Raw genomic sequence first — 17,347 nt, 5'->3', positions numbered from 1 at the left:
GCCGGGCCGTTGCGGCAGACGGGGGTGGCCGGTGGTGCTTCCGGCACCGGCCACCCCGAGCCGCGGCCGGTACTCGTGGTCACCACCGGCGCGGCCGTCCGGGCGGCACCGCGCCCGCAGTGCCGCCGCCGCGGCGTCCCGGGGGCCGCCGGGACCGGGCCGGACGAATACGGTCCGTCCCCGGAATGCGGCCTGTTGACCGAATCGGGTATTGCCGGCGCGCCGACCGGAGCAGGCCGCCGGTTCGGCCCACCGCCTTACCCATTCGGGTGACTGTACACGGTCAAATAGCCGATGCTAGCGTCGAGCACGGTCGCGACCGAGGAATAAACAGCACTCCACATCGATTCACCGCATTTGTATTCGCCGGCAATCGTGTTGCGCATCGGCGCGAACGAAAAAGGAGAACACCCGCCCATGACCACTGTCGCTCCCGGTGTCCTGCGCACCGACTACCAGCGGTCCGTCGCGGCGTACTGGAACGCCGAACGGGACCCGGTGAACATCCGGCTCGGCGAGGTCGACGGGATCTACCACCACCACTACGGCATCGGCCCCTACGACGAGTCCGTGCTGGTAGGACCCGAGGAGACCCGTGACGCACGGGTGATCGCCGAGCTGCACCGGCTGGAGACCGCCCAGGCCGACTTCCTGATCGACCGGTTCGCGGGGACCGGCCCGCAGGACCGGCTGCTGGACGGCGGTTCGGGTCGCGGCGGCACCAGCATCATGACCAACCGGCGGTACGGCTGCCGGGTGGACGGCGTGTCCATCTCGGAGAAGCAGGTCGAATTCGCCAACAACCAGGCCGCCAAGTGGGGTGTCGCGGACCAGGTCCGGTTCCACTTCCGGAACATGCTCGACACCGGTTTCGAGACCGGCGCATTCCGCGGGGTGTGGACCAATGAGACCACCATGTACGTCGACCTGTTCGACCTGTTCGGTGAATTCTCCCGGCTGGTCGCGCCCGGTGGCCGGTACGTCTGCATCACCGGCTGCTACAACGACCTGACCGGCGGCCGGTCGAAGGCGGTCAGCCAGATCGACGAGCGGTACACGTGCAGCGTCCACCCGCGCAGCGCGTACTTCAAGGCGATGGCGGCCAACAACCTGGTGCCGATCGAGGTCGTCGACCTGACCCCGCACACCATCCCGTACTGGGAACTGCGGGAGAGGTCGTCGGTGGCCACGGGCGTCGAGTCGTCGTTCCTGACCGCGTACCGCGAGGGCAGCTTCCACTACCTGATGATCGTCGCGGACCGGGTGCCGGGCCGCCGCTGAGTCACCCGGGGTGGCCGGGGCCCGTCCCCGGTCACCCCAGTCGGTTCACCCCAGTCGGTTCACCCGGGTCGGAACGCGCCGCCCGGGTCGTAGTGCGCCTTCACCGCGCGCACGCGCGCGGCGTTCGCCCCGTGGTAGGCGTGGTCGGGCAGGCCCGGCTCGGGGAAGTTGACGTACGCGCCGCCCGTCCCCCAGGGGCGCAGCAGGTCTCGGCCCGCCCGCGCCCGCGCCAGCACGACCTCGCCCCGGCGGGCCGCGCCGCCCGGACCGACCAGGACCGTGTGCTTGACCAGGAACGCCGGGTCGCGGTGGCCGAACGCGGTGGCGTCGCCGGGGGTCCGGGCGTACCCGCCGCCCCACGGCGTGAACGCCACCTCCCGCAACTCCCCCATCACCCGGTCGGCGGTGAAGTGCGCCAGCAGCGCCGCCACCGCGTCATCGGGCAGCGGCCGGGCGAAGAACCCGGTGGTCGCGGTGGACAGCCCGGGACGGTCGTGCACCAGTGGGATCTCCGACGGGTCGTGCGCGACGGCGGAGTACGGGGTCGCGTGCAGCAGCGCCGCGTCGGCCGCCGACAGGTCGGCGATCTCGGCGACGGCGGGCCGGCCGAAGTCGTCGGCGAACGCCTGCACCGCCGCCCGGTCCGGTGCCGCGCCGATCAGCAGCGCCACCGGCGGCTCCTCGGGGTACTGCGGGCCCAGCAGCACGAGTTCGGCCGAGACGCCGTCCGGCGCGCCCGGTGCCCACCGCTGCCACCACGCGACCAGGGCGGCGGCGTGCTCGAACCCCCACTCCAGGCGGAAGTGCGTGCGGGGCAGCGCCGCCACCGTGCGGAAGGTCGCCGAGGTCACCACGCCGAGACCGCCGCCGGCCCCGCGCAACGCCCACAGCAGGTCCGGCTCGCCGGCCGTCCCGACCACCCGGCCGTCGGCCAGCACGACCTCGGCCCCGACCAGCGCGTCGCAGGTCAGCCCGTGCAGCCGGCCGTGGCTGCCGAACCCGCCGCCCAGCGCCGCCCCCACCACCCCGACCGAGGGGCACGACCCGGTCGGGACCAGCCGTCCCAGCGGGGCCAGCGCCCGCGCCAGCCGGCCGATCCGGACGCCGCCGCCGACCGTGACCAGCCCGTCGGCCACGGTGATCCGGTCGGCCGGCGTCACGTCGACCAGCAGCCCGGACGTGCTGGAGTGGCAGGCGTTGCTGTGCCCGCCGCCCCGGATCGCGAACGGCAGCCCGCGCGAGCGCGCGAAAGCCAGCGCCTCGACCACCTCGCCGGCCGACCCGCACCGGGCCACCGCGCGCGGCAGCACCTCGACCGGCCGGCCGATGAACTGGGTGCGGGACAGGGCGTAGCGCTCGTCCCGCGGCGTCACCAGGTCAAGCATCGGCGTACATCCGGCTCTGCAGCTCGTACAGCTCGGCGTACCGGCCGCCGGCGGCGAGCAACGCCGCGTGCGTGCCCTGCTCCACCAGTTCCCCCTCGTGCAGCAGGAGGATCCGGTCGGCGTGCCGCACGCTGGCCAGCCGGTGGGTGATCAGCACGACGGTCCGGTCGGCGGCCAGCGCGCGCAACGACTCGTACACCGCGAACTCGGCCTTGGCGTCCAGCGGCGCGGTCGGCTCGTCCCAGATCAGCAGCGGCGCGTCGCGGTAGAGCCCGCGCGCCACGGCGAGCCGCTGCCACTGCCCGCCGGACAGCTCCACGCCGCCCCGGAACTGCTTGGACAGCAACGTCTCCCACTCGTCGGGCAGGCCCGCCACGACCTCGTCGGCACCGGACTGCCCGGCCGCCGACCGCACCGCCGCGCCGGCCGGGTCGGGGCGCTCGTGCCGGCCGACGCGGACGTTGACCCGCGCGGTGTGCGGCCAGCGGATCGGGTCCTGCAGCACCATCATCACCCGGTCGGCGGCCTGCCGGCGGTCCACGTCGGCCAGGTCCCGCCCGCCCCACCGCACCCGGCCGGACGTCGGCGGGTACAGGCCCGCGATCAGCTTGGCCAGCGTGGTCTTGCCGGAGCCGTTCTCGCCGACCAGCGCGACGGTCTCGCCCGGCTCGATGGTCAGGGTGACGTCGCGGACGGCGGTCCGGGCGCTCTCCGGGTAGCTGAACGTGACGTGGTCGAGCACGACCCGGCCGGGGTCCAACGGCGGCGGACCCGCGCCGGGCGGCTTTCCCGCGGCAGAGTCGGGGGCTGAGGGATCGGGAGCAGCGGAATCGGGTGCTGAGGAATCGGGAACAGCGGCCAGGAAGTCCTGGTAGTCGGCGACGTACATGCCCTGCTCCACCAACTGGTTCGCGGCCAGCACCAACCGGTTCAGGGCGGTGGTGGCGACCCGGATCGCGATCACCGCGGTACCCGCGACGGCGAGCGGCACCCAGCCGTAGCGGACCAGCAGGCCCAGCACCACGTAGGTCACCGCGAGGCCGACACCGGCCAGCGCGCGGCCGATGCCGCGCACCCTGGCCTGCGCGGTGGCCAGCCGGACCTCCTCGTCCCGCAGCGGGTCCGCCGCCACGCGGTACTCGTGCAGCACGAACGGCTCCGCCCGGTAGGCCCGGATCTCGGCGGCCGGTTCGCGTTCGGTGGCCAGGTCCGACACCATCTGCACCCGCCGGTCCAGCGCCACGGTGCGCCCGACGCTCGCGTACGCCAGCCGCGCCGCGCGCTGCACCGCCCACCCGTCCGGAATGACCGCCAGCAGCAGCACCGGGAGCAGCGCGGGGTGCAGCACGACCAGGCTGCCGGCCGCCGCCGCGATGCCCAGCAGCGACCCGATCAGCTCGACCAGGTTGTCCGCGGCGCGTTCCAGGAAGAACAGGCCGCGGTCGCGGGCGCGGTGCATCCGGTCGTAGAACCGGGAGTCGTCGAACGACGCGAGGTCCGCGCCCAGGCTCGCCGAGTACAGGCGTTCCTCGGCCAGCCGGCGCACGGCGGGCGTGATCCGGGCGTGCGCCAGCGCGACACCGACGTCCATCGCGCCGCGCAGCCCGAACGCCGCGCCCACCAGCACCAGCTGCGGCAGGGCGGCGACGATCCGGTCCCCGGCCGCCCCGCTCGCCAGCAGCTCGGTGAGCACGCCGGTCGTGGCGAACAGGCCGAACGCCGCCGCCAGCCCGGACACCACCTGCATCACCACGACGGCGAGCGCGGGACCGGGCGCGGCGCGCCGGATCATCGCCAGCACCGGCCAGGTGGCCGACGGCAGGCCGCGCAGGGTGCGGCGCGGCGCGCGGTCGGCATCGTCCAACTGCCAGTGCGGGGTGACCAGCGCGCCCTCGCGCGGGTCGGGTTCCCCGGTCACCGCGCCGGCCCGTCGCCCAACAGCAGCACGGACGGCAGGTCGCTGTCCGGGTGCATCCGCAGCAACTGGTAGGCGATGCCGCCGGACCCGGACATGATGCTCGGCGAGTACACCTCGCGCGCCAGGCCCGTGGTGGGGCCGTTGGCCTCCAGGCTGCCCAGCACCATCGCGTCCAGCCCGGCCCGGTCCAGCCCGTCCGGTGCCACGCCGGCCGCGAGCGCCGCGGTCAGCAGCTCCCAGGTGCCCAGGTCGCCGTGGCACAGGGTGTGCGTCCAGCCGATGCCGTCGCGCAGCGCGGAGGACGCCGCCCGCCGCAGCACCTCCGGGTCGTCGGTGGCCAGGCCGACGCCGATCGCGCCGTGGCACCAGGCGGCGGCGACGGTGTCGGGCTCGCGCGGGTCCATCCACGCCCCGCGCTCCGCGCTGTACCAGGTCTCCTCGTAGGCGGCGGCTCCGCGCGCGAGGTCGGCGAACCGGCGTTCCCCGGTCACCTCGGCGAGCCGGCCCAGCGCCCACCCGATGCCGGTCGCGCCGTGGGCGAAGCCGCCGATGCCGCCCGGCCAGTTCGGGGCGGGCCAGTGCGCCCGCCCACCGGTCACCACCGCGTCCGCGACGAGCGCGCGGCCGGCGTGCGCGGCCAGGTCGACCCACTGGTCGTCACCGGTCCGCTCGGCCAGCAGGAGCAGCGGCACGATCGCGCCGGCCGTGCCGACGACCAGGTCCGGGCCTTCGCTCGCGGCGATCGCGGCGGGCAGCTGGCGGGCCAGGAACAGCGCGTCCGGCACGGGGTCGCCCTCGTCGTCGGCGGCGAGCCCGAGCCGGTCCAGCGCGAGCCAGCACCAGATCTGCGAGCCCAGGCCGATGTAGCCGCCGGTCGGGTCGGGTCGGCGGCGGGTGTGCTCGGCCTGCTCGGCCCACCACCGCTGGGTCAGCCGTGCCGTGCGCACGGTCCCGGCCAGCAGCTCCGCCACCCCGTCCACGGCGTCCGCGCGGCCCGCCGCGACCTCGTGCCGGTAGCCGGCCAGCAGCACGGCGACGCCGAGCGTCCCGCCGTACAGGTCCGGGGTCAGCGGCGTGGTCTGCCAGCCGGAGCGGTCCAGGATCGGCGCGAACCAGGTGGCCGTGCCGTCCGCGCCGCGGACCGCCTCGCCGGCCAGTTCGCGCACCAGGCCGGCGGCCAGCGCCCGCCGCCGCCGGTCCAGGCCGGTCCGGTCGGGCGGCGGCGCGGGCAGCCGGCCGAGCTCCGGTTCCGCGCCCTGGTTGAGGTAGGCGCTGACCAGGGCGGCGTGCGTGACCCGGCGCTCCAGCCCCAGGTCGGCGGTGCGCCAGTTCTCCAGCGCGAGCGCGACCTGGTCCACCCGCGGACCGCAGACCAGCCCGCCGGGGGTGTGCAGCCAGCCCTCGGCCGGGGTGGTGGTGAACACCGGGATGTCGCCGACCAGCAGTTCGGCCACCTCGGCGGCGTGCACGTCCGGGTCGCCGGGTCCCCGGGTGTTCATCGAGTGCCGGGCCAGCAGCGCGCGGGCCCTGCCCTCGGCGGCGGCCTGGTCGTGCAGGCCGGCCGGGTGCCACAGCATCCGGGCCAGCTCGGTGTAGGACTCGGTGTCCCGGACGATCACCCGGACCACGCAGTCGGCGAACCCCGCCAGCAGCGGCTCCAGCGCGCCCGCCCGGTCCAGCCGGGTGATCCGCTCGGCCATCGCGTCGAACCCGGCCACCACCCGCGGCCAGTGGTGGGCCAGCCTCGGGTGCGGGCTGGGCAGGTTGCGGGTCGGCGGGAGCTGCTGCGGCACGATCGCCACCCGGGCGGTGTCGGTGCCCGCGCCCACCAGGTCCGGCAGGCCGATGTCGGGCTGCTCGCCGGGCAGGCCGCCCATCGCCGAGCCGTCCACGCCGCGCCACCCCAGCCCCGCGCCCCGGCCGGGCAGCAGGCCGGTGCGCAGCACGGTCCGGTTGAGCTGTTCGGCGACCCGGTCGGTGGCCTCGCCCGCGCCGGTCGGCGGGTGCGGCGGGCGGGGCGTGAAGACGCTCTCGCAGTCCACCACGACCGGCACCGGGCCGCAGGCGATGATGTTCTCGGCGTGCAGGTCGGTCCCGGACACCAGGCGCATCACGGCCAGCCAGTGGCCCAGGGCGGTGTAGAACGCGGCCAGCTCGTCCTCGGTCGCGCAGTACCGGTGGTCGACGTGCCCGGCCCAGCCGTAGCCGTCCCGCACGACCGCCGCCGGCACCCGGATCGGGTACCGGTCGCCGGCGGTCAGCACCGCCAGCAGGCCGGCCAGCCGCTGGTCGACCTCCATCGGGCGTGGCTTGTAGACCACCGTGCCGCCGGTGCAGTGCACCAGGGTGACCGAGTGGCCGCCGCGGTGGCTGTCGCCCGCGCCGAACTCGACCTTGCGCAGCTCGCCCGCGTCCGCGCCGAGCAGCGCGGCCAGCCGGGGCCGGTCCTCGGCGAAGCGCCCGGCCAGGGTCGCGATCGCGGCCACCCGGTTCTCGACGGTCGCCCGCAGCCGGCCGACCAGGTGCGGGTAGTGCCGGGTCAGACCGTGCCAGTAGGACTCCTCGGCGGCGTGCGCGAGGAACTGCGCCCACCGGCCGGCCGGGTCGTCGGCGGTCAGCGCGCCGGTGACGCGGGCGGCGTTCAGCTCCAGGACGAGCACGCGGATCACCTTGCGCCGCACCACGTCCAGCAGGACCTCGCGGGCGGCGTCGAGCAGGGCCCGCGCCTCGGGCGCGCCGAGGCCGGCGACCTCGGCCAGCCGGCGGGACAACCGGTCCGTCGCCGGGCCGAGCAGCCATTCCAGGGTTCGGTCGAGTTCGCCGACCTCGTCGCGGGTCATACCGGGGTCAGCAGCAGTACACCGGGCGGGACGCCGTGCACGACGAGCAGCGGCTGCCCGGCGGGTTGCACGCCACGATGTCGCCCTCGGCGAACTCGCCGTTGGCGAACAGCGGGCCGGCCGGGTTGTCCGACTCGTCCAGACCGGCCCGCCAGCGGGCCACCATCTCCTCGGCGTCGAGCAGCAGTGCGGCAGTCATCCGTACTCCTTCCTCAGCAGGAGCGGCGAGTGTAGAAATGCTCTGCACACGGGAGCGCACACGGCGAAGTGGCCTTCCGGCGTTCAGTCGCGCCGGTCGCGCCGAACGGCCTCGTACAGCTCGGCGGTCGCCGCGCTCGGGGCCACGCCGAGTTCGGAGTCCAGCACCCGCACCAGCCGGTGGTAGACGGCCAGCGCCTCGGTGCGCCGGCCGGCCGCCGCGAGCGCGCCGACCAGGTTGCGCCACAACCGCTCCCGCAGCGGGTGCTCCACCACCAGGCCGGCCAGCGCCGGCACGAGGTCGAACGCGCAGCCCAGCGCCAGCCGCACCTCCGCCAGGTCCTCGATCGCGCACAGCCGCTGCTCGTCCAGCACGGTCACGTCCGGCCGCACCACGTCCGGGACCGGCGCACCGGCCATCACCGGGCCGCGCCACAGGCCCACCGCGCGGGTCAGGCAGCGCGCCGCCGCCGCGTCCGCGCCGCACGCGCGCAGCTCGCGGCCTTCGGCGAGGAGCGCCTGGAACTGCGTCACGTCCACCACGTCCGGGTCGGCGGCGAGGACGTACCCGGTGCGCGAGGTGACGATGCCCGGCCCGTCCGGGTCGACCTCGCCCAGCAGCCGGCGCAGCTCCGCGAGGTGGTTGCGCACGTTCGCGGCGGCCGACGCGGGCGGCCGGACCGGCCACAGGGCGTCGATGATCCACTCCAGCGGCAGCGCCCGGTTGGCCCGCACCGCCAGCACGCCCAGCAGGATCCGCACCATCCGCCGCGCCGGGTGGCGGACCACCCCGCCGACCCGGACCGCCGGCCGTCCCAGCACCAGAACCGCCATGCCGACCCACTCCCCTCGCCCGCCGGGACTTCGGTCCTGCGACGATGCGCGCCACGGGTGCGGACGGGAACGGGGCGGGCCCGGGTTGCTGCGGTCTGACGAAGCACAACCCGCGCGGCGCGCACCCAACCGGCTCAACCCCGACCTCGTCCGGGCGATCAGCGCGGGGTGAAACCGGTGTCCCCCAACGGACCCAGCCCGACTACGCACCGGTTCCGGACCATCACGGGGCGTCGCTCTGGATCGGTTTTCCCGTGACCGCAACGGGATTCGCCGACCAGGACCGGGGGCGGCGGCTCAGGAAGCGGTGACCCGGTCGGCCAGGAGCTGCCCCGGCCAGTCCTCGACCGTGAACTTCTCGACCGCCGTGAAACCGCTGCGCTCGTAGTAGCGGACCAACTGGCCGTCGCCGCCCGCGTAGCAGTCGACCCGGACCAGGCCGACGCCCTGTGCTCGGGCCTGGTCGCGGGCGTGGTCGAGCAGCGCGCCGCCCACCCCGCGTCCGGTGAACGCGCGCGAGGTGACCAGGATCCGCACGTACAGCTCGGGCTCGTCGGCGGCGGGCACGTACTCCGGGGCCCGCCCCGAGTGGGTCAGGACGCCGGCCGGCTCGCCGTCGACCTCGGCCACCCACACCACGTCCTCGCGGACCCGGTCGGCGACCCGCCCGGCCCGCTTCTGGTCCGCCGACCACGGCCGGCTGCCCCACTGGCCGGTGCGCCCGGAGGCGTCCAGCCACGCCACCGCGCCGTCCAGCATCGCCAACAGCACGGCCAGGTCGGCCGGCCCACCACGACGGATCTCCACCACGTCCCCCTGCGCTCGAACAGTCAGGCCCCGACTCTACGTCGACCGGGAGACCGGAACGCCCCGGCCACTGTGGACGGCCGCCGGCGCTCAGCGGGCACGGGTGTAGCGGTGCTTCACCCCGACCGGGAAGTGCTCCGGGTCGCCGGCGGGGCGCAGGACCACCTGCGGCAGTTGCCGTTCGGCCGGGACGTAGTGCGCGAACTCGCTGTTGAGCCGCACCAGGTGCGCGCGGATCGACTCCGCGATGACACCGGGGTCCCCGGTGCGGCCGGGTGCCAGCTCGACGGTGACCCGCAGCGCGGCGTCCTCGTCCGCGTCGGACACCGCCTCCAGCACGAACTTCCCGGTCACCAGGTCGCTGACGCCGGGCTGCTCCAGACCGACCGAGACGTTCTCCGGGTACACGTTCGCCCCGAAGTACGAGACCGTGAACAGCGACCGCCCGAACACGAAGACGAACGGCAGTTCGTTGTCGAACGGGATCGTGCACCCGTTGCGCGCCAGGAACTCCCGCATGTCCACTGAGGACACCAGGCCGCCCTCGTCGGCGATGTGGTAGCGGATCAGCGGTATGCCGTTGTCGCCGGAGAACAGCAGCGTCCCGTCGGCTTCCTCGAAGAACCGGCTCGCCGGGTCGTACTGGACGAGCGTGGGCAGCCGCGACCCGCCGAACAGCTCGCGCGCCAGGTCCGGGCGACCGGCCAGGAAACGGCGCACCGACACCGACAGCGGTGTCTCGTTGCCCAGCACGCCGGCGTCCGCCGTGCCGTACAGCGACGCCGTGGCGCGCACCGGGTCGGCGATGCCCAGCCGCCCCGCCACCAGGGTGCGCCACTGTTCGCTGAACACCTCCCCCGCCAGCACCAGCTTCACGTCGTGCGCCGCCCAGTCGAACCCCGCCGGGTCGAAGTGCGCCGAGTCGACCACGTCCTTCACGAACGGCGGGTAGCCCATGAGCACCACCTGCTCGAAGTGGCCGGCCAGTTCCGGCAGCACGCGCAGGATCTCGGCCTTGTTGTTGCCCGGCGCGACCGCCGTGATCGGGTAGCCCTTCGCGGCCAGGTGCCGCACGCACGCCGTCGTGAACAGGCCGCCGACCCACGTGCCGAGCGGGAAGCACACCACGGCCAGCGTGCTGCGCTCGTGGGCCCGGAACGCGTCGCGGAACACCTGCTCGAACCGGCGGGTGATGGCCAGTTCGTCGACCAGGGAACGCGGCCACGCGGTCGGCCGCCCGCTCGACCCGGACGACACCGCGACCAGGTCGCACCCGTCGAGCCGGCCGTCCCGGCACAGCTCCGGCAGCGGGTAGCGGCGGTGGTAGTTGTCCTTGTCGGTCGGCGGCAGCCGGCGGAAGTCGTCCAGGGTGACCACGCGCTCCGGGTCGACCCCGTGCTCCGCCAAGAACTTCCGGTACGCGGGCACGGTCGCGGCGACCCGGTGGAACAGCTCCAGCACCGACTCCGGCACCCGGTCGTCGGCGAAGAACGACCGGAACCCCTCGGCAACCCGGCCCGGCCTGTCGGCGTCCATGCCGCCAACCCTAGAACGCCGGGGAGCGCCGCGGGATCACCCGCCCGGCGGCGAACCGCACCCGCGACGACCCGCGACGACCCGGTCCGGGCGGCCGGGCGGCGGGGTGCCCAGGGCGTTTCCGGCGGCTTGTCCGCCGACCGGGAAATCACCGGGCAGGCCCTGGACGCCGGATCACCGTCCGGTAAAGTCCGGACCAAGACCTTGGACGGGGGGCGCCCATGGCCGACAACACCTTCACCCCACCCGGAGCCCGGGACCTGTTCCCGCCGGAAATCGTCGGGTGGGTCACCAAACCGATGATCCTGGTCGTCCTGTCGACCTTCATCATCGCCGGATTCTTCCTGATCACCGCGCGCCGGCTGACGATTGTGCCGAACCGGCTCCAGTTCGCCGCCGAAACGATCTACGACTTCGGCCGCAACACCATCGCGCGTGAGCAGATCGGCGGCAAGGACTTCGCGCCGTACGTGCCGTTCATCCTGTCGCTGTTCACGTTCGTGCTGGTCAACAACATCTTCGGGATCATCCCGCTCATCCAGTTCCCGACCATGGCGCACATCGGGTTCCCGGCCGCGCTGGCCATCCTGCTGGTCTTCCCCACCTATCACGTGGTCGGCATCCGGCGGCACGGCCTGCGCGGCTACCTGCGCAACCAGTTCAGCTACCCGGGCGTGCCGAAACCGGTGCTCTGGTTCCTGCTGATCCCGACCGAGATCATCCTGAAGTTCTTCTTCGACCCGGTGACCCTGGCCATCCGGGTGTTCGCGGCGATGTTCGCCGGACACCTGCTGGTGGTGGTATTCGTGCTCGGCGGCGAATTCCTGCTGTTGCACGCCGGCCCACTGGTGAAACCGGTGTCGTTGCTCAGTTTCGCGCTGGCCATCGCGATCACCCTGCTGGAGGCGCTGATCCAGGTGCTCCAGGCCTACATCTTCGCCACGCTCAGCGCCCACTACATCGGGCGCGCGCTCGCCGCTGACCACTGAACCCGCCGAACCTCGGCGGGCCCGGGGTCAGCGGGTTCAGCGGTCAGCGGGTTCAGCCGTCGACGGCGCGCAGCAGGTCCTGGTGGCCGGCGACCTGCGGCAGGTCGTGGCCGAGGCGGTCGCGCTTGGCCGTCAGGTAGCCGAGGTTGTGCTCGTTGGGCGCCATCAGCAGCGGCACCCGGGCGGTGACCGGGATGCCGTTGTCCTCCAACGCCTGGATCTTGTCCGGGTTGTTCGACAGCAGCCGCACGGACCGCACCCGCAGGTGCCGCAGCACCAGCGCCGCCGGCCGGTAGTCCCGGACGTCGACCGGCAGGCCGAGTTCGGTGGCCGAGTCGATCGTGTCCAAGCCGCGCTCGTCCTGCAGGACGTGAGTGCGGACCTTCTCGACCAGGCCGATGCCCCGGCCCTCGTGGCCGCGCAGGTACACCAGGACACCGCTGCCCTCGCGCACGACGGCGTCCATCGCGGCGTCCAGCTGCTCGCCGCACTCGCAGCGCAGCGCGCCGAAGATGTCGCCGGTCATGCACTCCGAGTGGACGCGCACCAGCACGTCCGCCCGCAGCCGGACCCGGCCGAGCACCAGCGCCAGGTGCTCGTGCCCGTCCGCCCGGAACGCCACCGCCCGGAACGTGCCCCGCCGCGTCACCAGGTCCGACTCGGCGACCTCGGCCTCGCCGAAGACTCGCTCGTGCATCCGCCCCCCTCATCACCCGACTCCCGACCCGGCGTTGGCTACGCTCGGGTCGGAGGTTGCACCGGCGGATCGCTCACCCCGTGGAGGTCACCCTGTTCAGCATCACCGTCCGCGACCACGTGATGGTCGCGCACAGCTTCAGCGGCGAGGTCTTCGGTCCGGCACAACGCCTGCATGGAGCAACGTTCGTCGTGGACGCCCGGTTCAAACGGGTCGAACTGGACCAGGACAACATCGTAGTCGACATCGGACTGGCCACCCAGGAGTTGCGCGCGGTGCTGGCCGACCTGAACTACCGGAACCTGGACGAGGTACCCGAGTTCGCCGGGATCAACACCTCGACCGAGTTCCTGGCCAAGCACATCGCCGACCGGCTGGCGGACCGGGTGCGCGCGGGCGCGCTCGGCGTGGGCGCGCACGGCCTGTCCGGCATCGAGGTCTCGCTGCACGAGTCGCACGTGGCCTGGGCGAGCTACGAACGGGACCTGTGACCGGGCACTTCGTCGTCCCGGACAGCCGGACCCCCAGCGGCGGCAACACCTACAACCGGCGGGCCGGCGGCGGGCTGCGGCCGGTCGTCGTCGCCGGTGCCTGGCCACGCCCGGACGACGCCGCCCGCGCGGCGCTGCACCGGGCGTTGGCCGGCCTGCCGGACGGCGCGCCGGTGCTGCTCGACGGGCTGGTGGCGTGCGGGGTGCCCGAGGTCGTCACACCGCACGCCGACCGGCTGCGGCTGGCCGTGCTGGTGCACCTGCCACTGGCCGAGGAGACCGGGTTGGACCCGGCGGTGGCGGCCGAACTGGACGCCGCCGAGCGGGCCTGCCTGCGCGCCGTGCACGCGGTCGTGGCGACCGGCGCGGCGGCGGGCGAACGCCTGGCCGCCCACCACGGGCTGGGCCGCGTGCACGTGGTCGCGCCCGGCGTCGACCCCGCGCCGCTCGCCCCCGGCGGCGACGGGGTGTCGAGTTTGCTCTGCGTCGCGTCGATCACCCCGCGCAAGGGCCACGACGTGCTGGTCGAGGCCTTGGCCCGGGTCGCCGACCGGCCGTGGACCTGCGTCTGCGCCGGGCCGGCGGACCCCGGGCACGCCCGGTCGGTGCGCGCCGCGATCGCCCGGCACGGTCTGGCGGAGCGGATCGACCTGGTCGGGCCGCTGCTCGGGGCGGACCTCGACGCGGCCTACGCGGCGGCCGACCTGTTCGTGCTGCCGTCCCGCGCCGAGACCTACGGGATGGCGGTGGCCGAGGCGCTGGCGCGCGGGATCCCGGTGCTGGCCAGCGCAGTCCCGGACGCCTTGGGCGACGGCGGGTGGCTGCTGCCCGGTGACGCGGCCTCGCTGGCGGACGCGCTGCGCCGCTGGTTCGACTCCGCCCGGACGCGCGCCGGGCTGCGCGACGCCGCCCGCGCCCGCCGGCGCGAGCTGTCCACGTGGGAGGAAACGGTCCTCGGGCTGGCCGCGGTGCTGGCTAGTCTGCGGACATGACCTCCCCTGGTTTCGCCCCGGAGTGGCTGGCCCTGCGCGAACCGGCGGACGCCGCCGCGCGCAGCGCCGAACTGGCGGACCGGGCCCGCGAGATCGTGCTGAACCGGAACCCGGTCCTCGTCCGTGATCTGGGGTGTGGCACGGGATCGATGGGGCGGTGGCTCTCCGCGCGGCTGGCCGGCGCGCAGCACTGGGTGCTGCACGACCGGGACCCCCGGCTGCTGGCCGTGGCGGGTGCGACGGTGACCGGGCCGGGCGTGACGGCGCGGACGGTGGCGGGCGACCTCGGCGCGTTGCGGGCCGCCGACCTGGCGGGCGCGTCGCTGGTGACGGCGTCGGCGCTGCTCGACGTGCTGACCCGGGAGCAGGTGAACGGGTTGGCGGCGGCGTGCGTAGGAGCGGGTGTGCCCGCTCTGCTGACCCTCACCGTGACCGGTCGCGTCGAGTTCGACCCGGCCGAGCCGCTCGACGCGCGGCTGCGCGACGCGTTCAACGACCACCAGCGCCGGGACGGCCTGCTCGGGCCCGGTGCGGCGGCGGCCGCCGAGGAGGCGTTCACGGCGCTCGGCGCGCGGGTCGAGACCAGGCCGAGCCCGTGGCGGCTGGGCCCCGACCAGGCCGCGCTGACCGCCGAGTGGCTGCGCGGCTGGGTCGGCGCGGCCGTCGAGCAGGACCCGGCGCTGGCCGCCGACGCGCCCGACTACCTGCGGCGCAGGCTCGCCGGCGGGCTGCGGACCGTGGTGCACCACACCGATCTCCTGGCGGTGCCGTGACGACCCGGCCGGAGGGGTCGTCGTGACGCGGGTGTGGCCGTGGCTGCGGCTGGTGGCGGCGGTCGGCATCCTGGTGGTGCTGGGGTGGCGGCTGGGGTCGGCGGCGTTCCTCGACGGGCTGCGGGCGGTCGACCCGTGGTCGGTGGTCGCGGCCCTCGGGATCGGGCTGCTGACCACGGTGTGCGGCGCGTGGCGGTGGTGCGTGGTGGCGCGCGGGCTCGGCCTGCCGCTCACGCTCGGCAGCGCCGTCTCCGACTACTACCGCAGCCTGCTGCTCAACGCGGTGCTGCCCGCCGGCGTGCTCGGCGACGTGCACCGCGCGGTCTCCCACGGCCAGCAGTCCGGCGATGTCGGCCGGGGCGTGCGGGCGGTGGTGTTCGAGCGGTTCGCCGGGCAGGTCGTGCTGGTGCTGGTCGCGGTCGCGGTGCTGGTCGCGCGGCCGGTGGCGGTCGACGTCCGGCCCGGTGTCGTGGTGTCCGCCGTTGCGGTCCTGGTGGTCGGCGCGGTGGTCGGCGCGGTGGCCGGCACTGTGGTCGCGAGCCGGGTGCCGAAGGTCCGCGCGGTGCTGGGCCGGACGTTCTCCGACGCGCGCCGCGCGCTGCTCACCCGGTACGCGCTGCCCCGGGTCGCGGCTCTGTCCGCGGTGGCGGTGGCCGGGCACGTCGCGCTGTTCGTGGTCGCCGCGCGGGCGGCCGGCTCGACCGCGCCGCTGGGCCGACTGGTCCCGCTGGTCGTGCTCGCGCTGCTGGTGATGGCGGTGCCGGTGAACATCGGCGGGTTCGGGCCGCGCGAGGCGTTCCTGGCGGTGGCGTTCGGGGCGGCCGGGCTGGGCGCGGCGCAGGGCGTGACCACCGCCGTGGTCTACGGGGTGCTGGCGCTGGTCGCCGCGCTGCCGGGGGTGCTCACCCTGGTTCCCGGCTCACAGCGCCGCCAGGTGGCCCGCGAACGAGCCGGCCAGGCTGTCCAGCAGGTGCCGGCCCTTGTCGGCTGACGCCAGCGACGGCCGGCCCACCACGCCGGACCCGGAGTAGCGGTGCAGGCCGTGGGTCAGCAGGTGCGGGCGGTCCTCGGCCAGGTGGTCGACCCGGTCCGGACCGACCAGGTCCGGGCGGACGTGCAGCAGGATCGAGGTCTCCAGCTCCCCGGCGTGCATGTCGCTCTGCCCGGAGGTCGCCAGGCCGGCGGCGGCGCGGGCGGCGTGCCAGTCGGAGCGCTCCGGGAACAGCGCCAGGCCCTCGGCCTCCTGCACCACGTTCGACAGCACGTAGTTGCCGCCGTGCGCGTTGACCAGCACCAGCTTCGGCACGCCGGACCGGCGCAGCGACTCGGCGATGTCGGTGACCACGGCGTACAGGGTGCGGGCCGAGATGCTCACCGTGCCGGGCCACGCGGCGTGCTCGTGCGAGCAGGAGATGGTGATCGGCGGCAACAGCAGCACCGGGTGCTCGGCGGCGATCCGCTCGGCGATGGCGCAGGCCACCACGGTGTCGGTGACCAGCGGCAGGTGCGGGCCGTGCTGCTCGAAGCTGCCCACCGGCAGCACGGCGACCCGCGCGCCGCGCTCCCGGACGTCGGCGGTCGTGGCGCGGGGCAGCGGGTCACCGGTCATGGGCGTGACCGTAGTCAATCCGGTGGCACAGCGCGGCGAGGTCGCCCGACGCCAGCCGGGGCAGCACGGCCGGCAGGTCGTCGAACGGGCTCGCGCCGGTGATCAGCGCGTCGAACGCCGGGTCGGCGAGCAGGTCCAGGGCGAGCGCGAGGCGTTCGGCGTGGGTGCGGTCCGGGCGGCCGACCACGCCGACCTGGCTGGCCCGCACGGACAGCCGGCGGGAGTGGAAGTGCTCGCCCAGCGCGACGCCGACCCGCCGCGCGCCGTACCAGCTCAGCTCCAGCACCACCCCCTCCGGCCGGAGCAGGCCCAGCGACGTCTCCAGGCCCGCCTCCGACGCGCTGGCGTGCACCACCAGGTCCAGCCCGCCGGTGGCCTCCTCGGGCGTCGCGAAGTCCACGCCGAGCGCGGCGGCGGTCGTGCGGCGGGCCGGGTCGACGTCGACCAGCTGGACCCGTGCGCCGGGCAGCCGCGCCAGCAGCGCCGCCACCGAGCAGCCGACCATGCCGCCGCCGACCACGGCGATCCGGTCGCCGACCATCGGCCGGGCGTCCCACAGGGCGTTCACGGCGGTCTCCACCGTGCCGGCGAGCACGGCGCGCTGTGCCGGGACCGCGTCGGGGACGGGCGTGACGGCGTGGTCCGGGACGACGTACCGGGTCTGGTGCGGGTACAGGCAGAACACCGTGCGGCCGAGCAGCGCGGCCGGGCCCTGCTCGACCACCCCGACGTTGAGGTACCCGTACTTCACCGGGAACGGGAACCCGCCCTCCTGGAACGGCGCGCGCATCGCGGAGTGCTGGTTGGCGGGCACCGAGCCGTTCAGGACCAGGGTCTCGGTGCCCCGGCTGACCGCCGTGTGCAGGGTGCGCACCAGCACCTCGCCCGGCCCTGGATCGGGCAGCGGCCCGGACCGGATCGAACATTTCCCGGCCGAGGTGAACCACAGTGCCCGTGCGGCGCGTGTCATCCGGCAACCTCCGAAAACGGGTCATGA

16 protein-coding genes are annotated in these 17,347 nt (G+C 74.8%); 6 read left to right on the top strand and 10 right to left on the bottom strand.

The window, feature by feature from the left end; genetic code table 11:
• Positions 1-417: 417 nt before the first annotated feature.
• On the top strand, positions 418-1,281 hold the full coding sequence (locus BN6_RS20025; protein ID WP_015101535.1) for a geranyl diphosphate 2-C-methyltransferase: 864 nt from the start codon (positions 418-420) through the stop codon (positions 1,279-1,281).
• 59 nt (positions 1,282-1,340) lie between these two features.
• On the opposite strand, the gene BN6_RS20020 is transcribed toward BN6_RS20025, so the two are convergent.
• The 7 genes from BN6_RS20020 to BN6_RS19990 all read right to left on the bottom strand — a co-directional run bounded on the left by BN6_RS20020 (position 1,341) and on the right by BN6_RS19990 (position 10,799).
• Positions 1,341-2,666: an FAD-binding oxidoreductase gene (locus tag BN6_RS20020; protein ID WP_051075654.1), complete on the bottom strand. Its 1,326-nt coding sequence runs from the start codon at positions 2,664-2,666 to the stop codon at positions 1,341-1,343.
• Positions 2,659-4,584, bottom strand: a complete 1,926-nt coding sequence (locus BN6_RS20015) for an ABC transporter ATP-binding protein (RefSeq protein WP_015101533.1) — start codon at positions 4,582-4,584, stop codon at positions 2,659-2,661. The genes BN6_RS20020 and BN6_RS20015 overlap by 8 nt, the downstream gene beginning before the upstream one ends.
• Positions 4,581-7,424, bottom strand: coding sequence for a type 2 lanthipeptide synthetase LanM family protein (locus BN6_RS20010; RefSeq protein WP_015101532.1), 2,844 nt, complete (start codon positions 7,422-7,424; stop codon positions 4,581-4,583). The genes BN6_RS20015 and BN6_RS20010 overlap by 4 nt, the downstream gene beginning before the upstream one ends.
• Positions 7,425-7,431: 7 nt before the next feature.
• A complete protein-coding gene (locus BN6_RS20005; protein ID WP_015101531.1) occupies positions 7,432-7,623 on the bottom strand; it encodes a DUF6229 family protein in 192 nt (63 codons plus the stop codon).
• An 83-nt stretch (positions 7,624-7,706) separates the two neighbouring features.
• The gene (locus BN6_RS20000; RefSeq protein WP_015101530.1) at positions 7,707-8,456 is read right to left on the bottom strand and encodes an AfsR/SARP family transcriptional regulator; all 750 of its coding nucleotides are present in this window, start codon (positions 8,454-8,456) and stop codon (positions 7,707-7,709) included.
• 297 nt (positions 8,457-8,753) lie between these two features.
• The gene (locus tag BN6_RS19995) at positions 8,754-9,263 is read right to left on the bottom strand and encodes a GNAT family N-acetyltransferase (RefSeq protein ID WP_015101529.1); all 510 of its coding nucleotides are present in this window, start codon (positions 9,261-9,263) and stop codon (positions 8,754-8,756) included.
• Positions 9,264-9,353: 90 nt separating this feature from the next.
• On the bottom strand, positions 9,354-10,799 hold the full coding sequence (locus BN6_RS19990) for a phenylacetate--CoA ligase family protein (protein ID WP_015101528.1): 1,446 nt from the start codon (positions 10,797-10,799) through the stop codon (positions 9,354-9,356).
• 221 nt (positions 10,800-11,020) lie between these two features.
• Between BN6_RS19990 and atpB the strand changes: the two genes are divergently transcribed.
• Complete coding sequence (atpB, locus tag BN6_RS19985; protein WP_015101527.1) at positions 11,021-11,788, top strand: F0F1 ATP synthase subunit A; 768 nt, start codon at positions 11,021-11,023, stop codon at positions 11,786-11,788.
• Positions 11,789-11,840: 52 nt separating this feature from the next.
• Here the strand turns inward: atpB and ribA are convergent, their stop codons facing one another.
• Positions 11,841-12,485 carry a GTP cyclohydrolase II gene (ribA, locus tag BN6_RS19980; RefSeq protein WP_015101526.1) on the bottom strand — a complete coding sequence of 215 codons (645 nt, stop codon included), beginning with the start codon at positions 12,483-12,485 and terminating at the stop codon, positions 11,841-11,843.
• A gap of 92 nt (positions 12,486-12,577) precedes the next feature.
• On the opposite strand from ribA, the gene BN6_RS19975 reads away from it, so the two are divergent.
• The 4 genes from BN6_RS19975 to BN6_RS19960 are packed head-to-tail and all read left to right on the top strand — an operon-like array spanning position 12,578 to position 15,732.
• Positions 12,578-12,976 carry a 6-pyruvoyl trahydropterin synthase family protein gene (locus tag BN6_RS19975; protein ID WP_041317455.1) on the top strand — a complete coding sequence of 133 codons (399 nt, stop codon included), beginning with the start codon at positions 12,578-12,580 and terminating at the stop codon, positions 12,974-12,976.
• The gene (locus BN6_RS19970; protein ID WP_015101524.1) at positions 12,973-13,968 is read left to right on the top strand and encodes a glycosyltransferase family 4 protein; all 996 of its coding nucleotides are present in this window, start codon (positions 12,973-12,975) and stop codon (positions 13,966-13,968) included. Before BN6_RS19975 ends, BN6_RS19970 begins: the two co-directional genes overlap by 4 nt.
• Positions 13,965-14,741, top strand: coding sequence for a class I SAM-dependent methyltransferase (locus BN6_RS19965; RefSeq protein WP_015101523.1), 777 nt, complete (start codon positions 13,965-13,967; stop codon positions 14,739-14,741). The genes BN6_RS19970 and BN6_RS19965 overlap by 4 nt, the downstream gene beginning before the upstream one ends.
• A 22-nt stretch (positions 14,742-14,763) precedes the next feature.
• Complete coding sequence (locus BN6_RS19960) at positions 14,764-15,732, top strand: lysylphosphatidylglycerol synthase transmembrane domain-containing protein (protein ID WP_015101522.1); 969 nt, start codon at positions 14,764-14,766, stop codon at positions 15,730-15,732.
• Here the strand turns inward: BN6_RS19960 and BN6_RS19955 are convergent.
• Positions 15,661-16,350 (bottom strand): creatininase family protein, encoded by a 690-nt coding sequence (locus tag BN6_RS19955; RefSeq protein WP_015101521.1) that lies wholly within the window; start codon positions 16,348-16,350, stop codon positions 15,661-15,663. The genes BN6_RS19960 and BN6_RS19955 overlap by 72 nt on opposite strands.
• The gene (locus BN6_RS19950) at positions 16,340-17,320 is read right to left on the bottom strand and encodes a zinc-dependent alcohol dehydrogenase (RefSeq protein WP_015101520.1); all 981 of its coding nucleotides are present in this window, start codon (positions 17,318-17,320) and stop codon (positions 16,340-16,342) included. Before BN6_RS19950 ends, BN6_RS19955 begins: the two co-directional genes overlap by 11 nt.
• Positions 17,321-17,347: the final 27 nt, after the last annotated feature.

This window comes from Saccharothrix espanaensis DSM 44229 (genome assembly GCF_000328705.1).
Lineage (GTDB): Bacteria > Actinomycetota > Actinomycetes > Mycobacteriales > Pseudonocardiaceae > Actinosynnema > Actinosynnema espanaense.
This window is presented reverse-complemented; position numbering and strand designations above follow the sequence as displayed.

What these genes read in the sequence shown, in the direction of transcription:
- BN6_RS20005 (WP_015101531.1), bottom strand. Translation starts at nt 7,623, where the DNA reads ATGACTGCCGCACTGCTGCTCGACGCCGAGGAGATGGTGGCCCGCTGG.
- ribA (WP_015101526.1), bottom strand. Translation starts at nt 12,485, where the DNA reads ATGCACGAGCGAGTCTTCGGCGAGGCCGAGGTCGCCGAGTCGGACCTG.
- BN6_RS19965 (WP_015101523.1), top strand. Translation starts at nt 13,965, where the DNA reads ATGACCTCCCCTGGTTTCGCCCCGGAGTGGCTGGCCCTGCGCGAACCG.
- BN6_RS20000 (WP_015101530.1), bottom strand. Translation starts at nt 8,456, where the DNA reads ATGGCGGTTCTGGTGCTGGGACGGCCGGCGGTCCGGGTCGGCGGGGTG.
- BN6_RS19955 (WP_015101521.1), bottom strand. Translation starts at nt 16,350, where the DNA reads ATGACCGGTGACCCGCTGCCCCGCGCCACGACCGCCGACGTCCGGGAG.
- BN6_RS19950 (WP_015101520.1), bottom strand. Translation starts at nt 17,320, where the DNA reads ATGACACGCGCCGCACGGGCACTGTGGTTCACCTCGGCCGGGAAATGT.
- BN6_RS20020 (WP_051075654.1), bottom strand. Translation starts at nt 2,666, where the DNA reads ATGCTTGACCTGGTGACGCCGCGGGACGAGCGCTACGCCCTGTCCCGC.
- BN6_RS19990 (WP_015101528.1), bottom strand. Translation starts at nt 10,799, where the DNA reads ATGGACGCCGACAGGCCGGGCCGGGTTGCCGAGGGGTTCCGGTCGTTC.
- BN6_RS20025 (WP_015101535.1), top strand. Translation starts at nt 418, where the DNA reads ATGACCACTGTCGCTCCCGGTGTCCTGCGCACCGACTACCAGCGGTCC.
- atpB (WP_015101527.1), top strand. Translation starts at nt 11,021, where the DNA reads ATGGCCGACAACACCTTCACCCCACCCGGAGCCCGGGACCTGTTCCCG.
- BN6_RS20010 (WP_015101532.1), bottom strand. Translation starts at nt 7,424, where the DNA reads ATGACCCGCGACGAGGTCGGCGAACTCGACCGAACCCTGGAATGGCTG.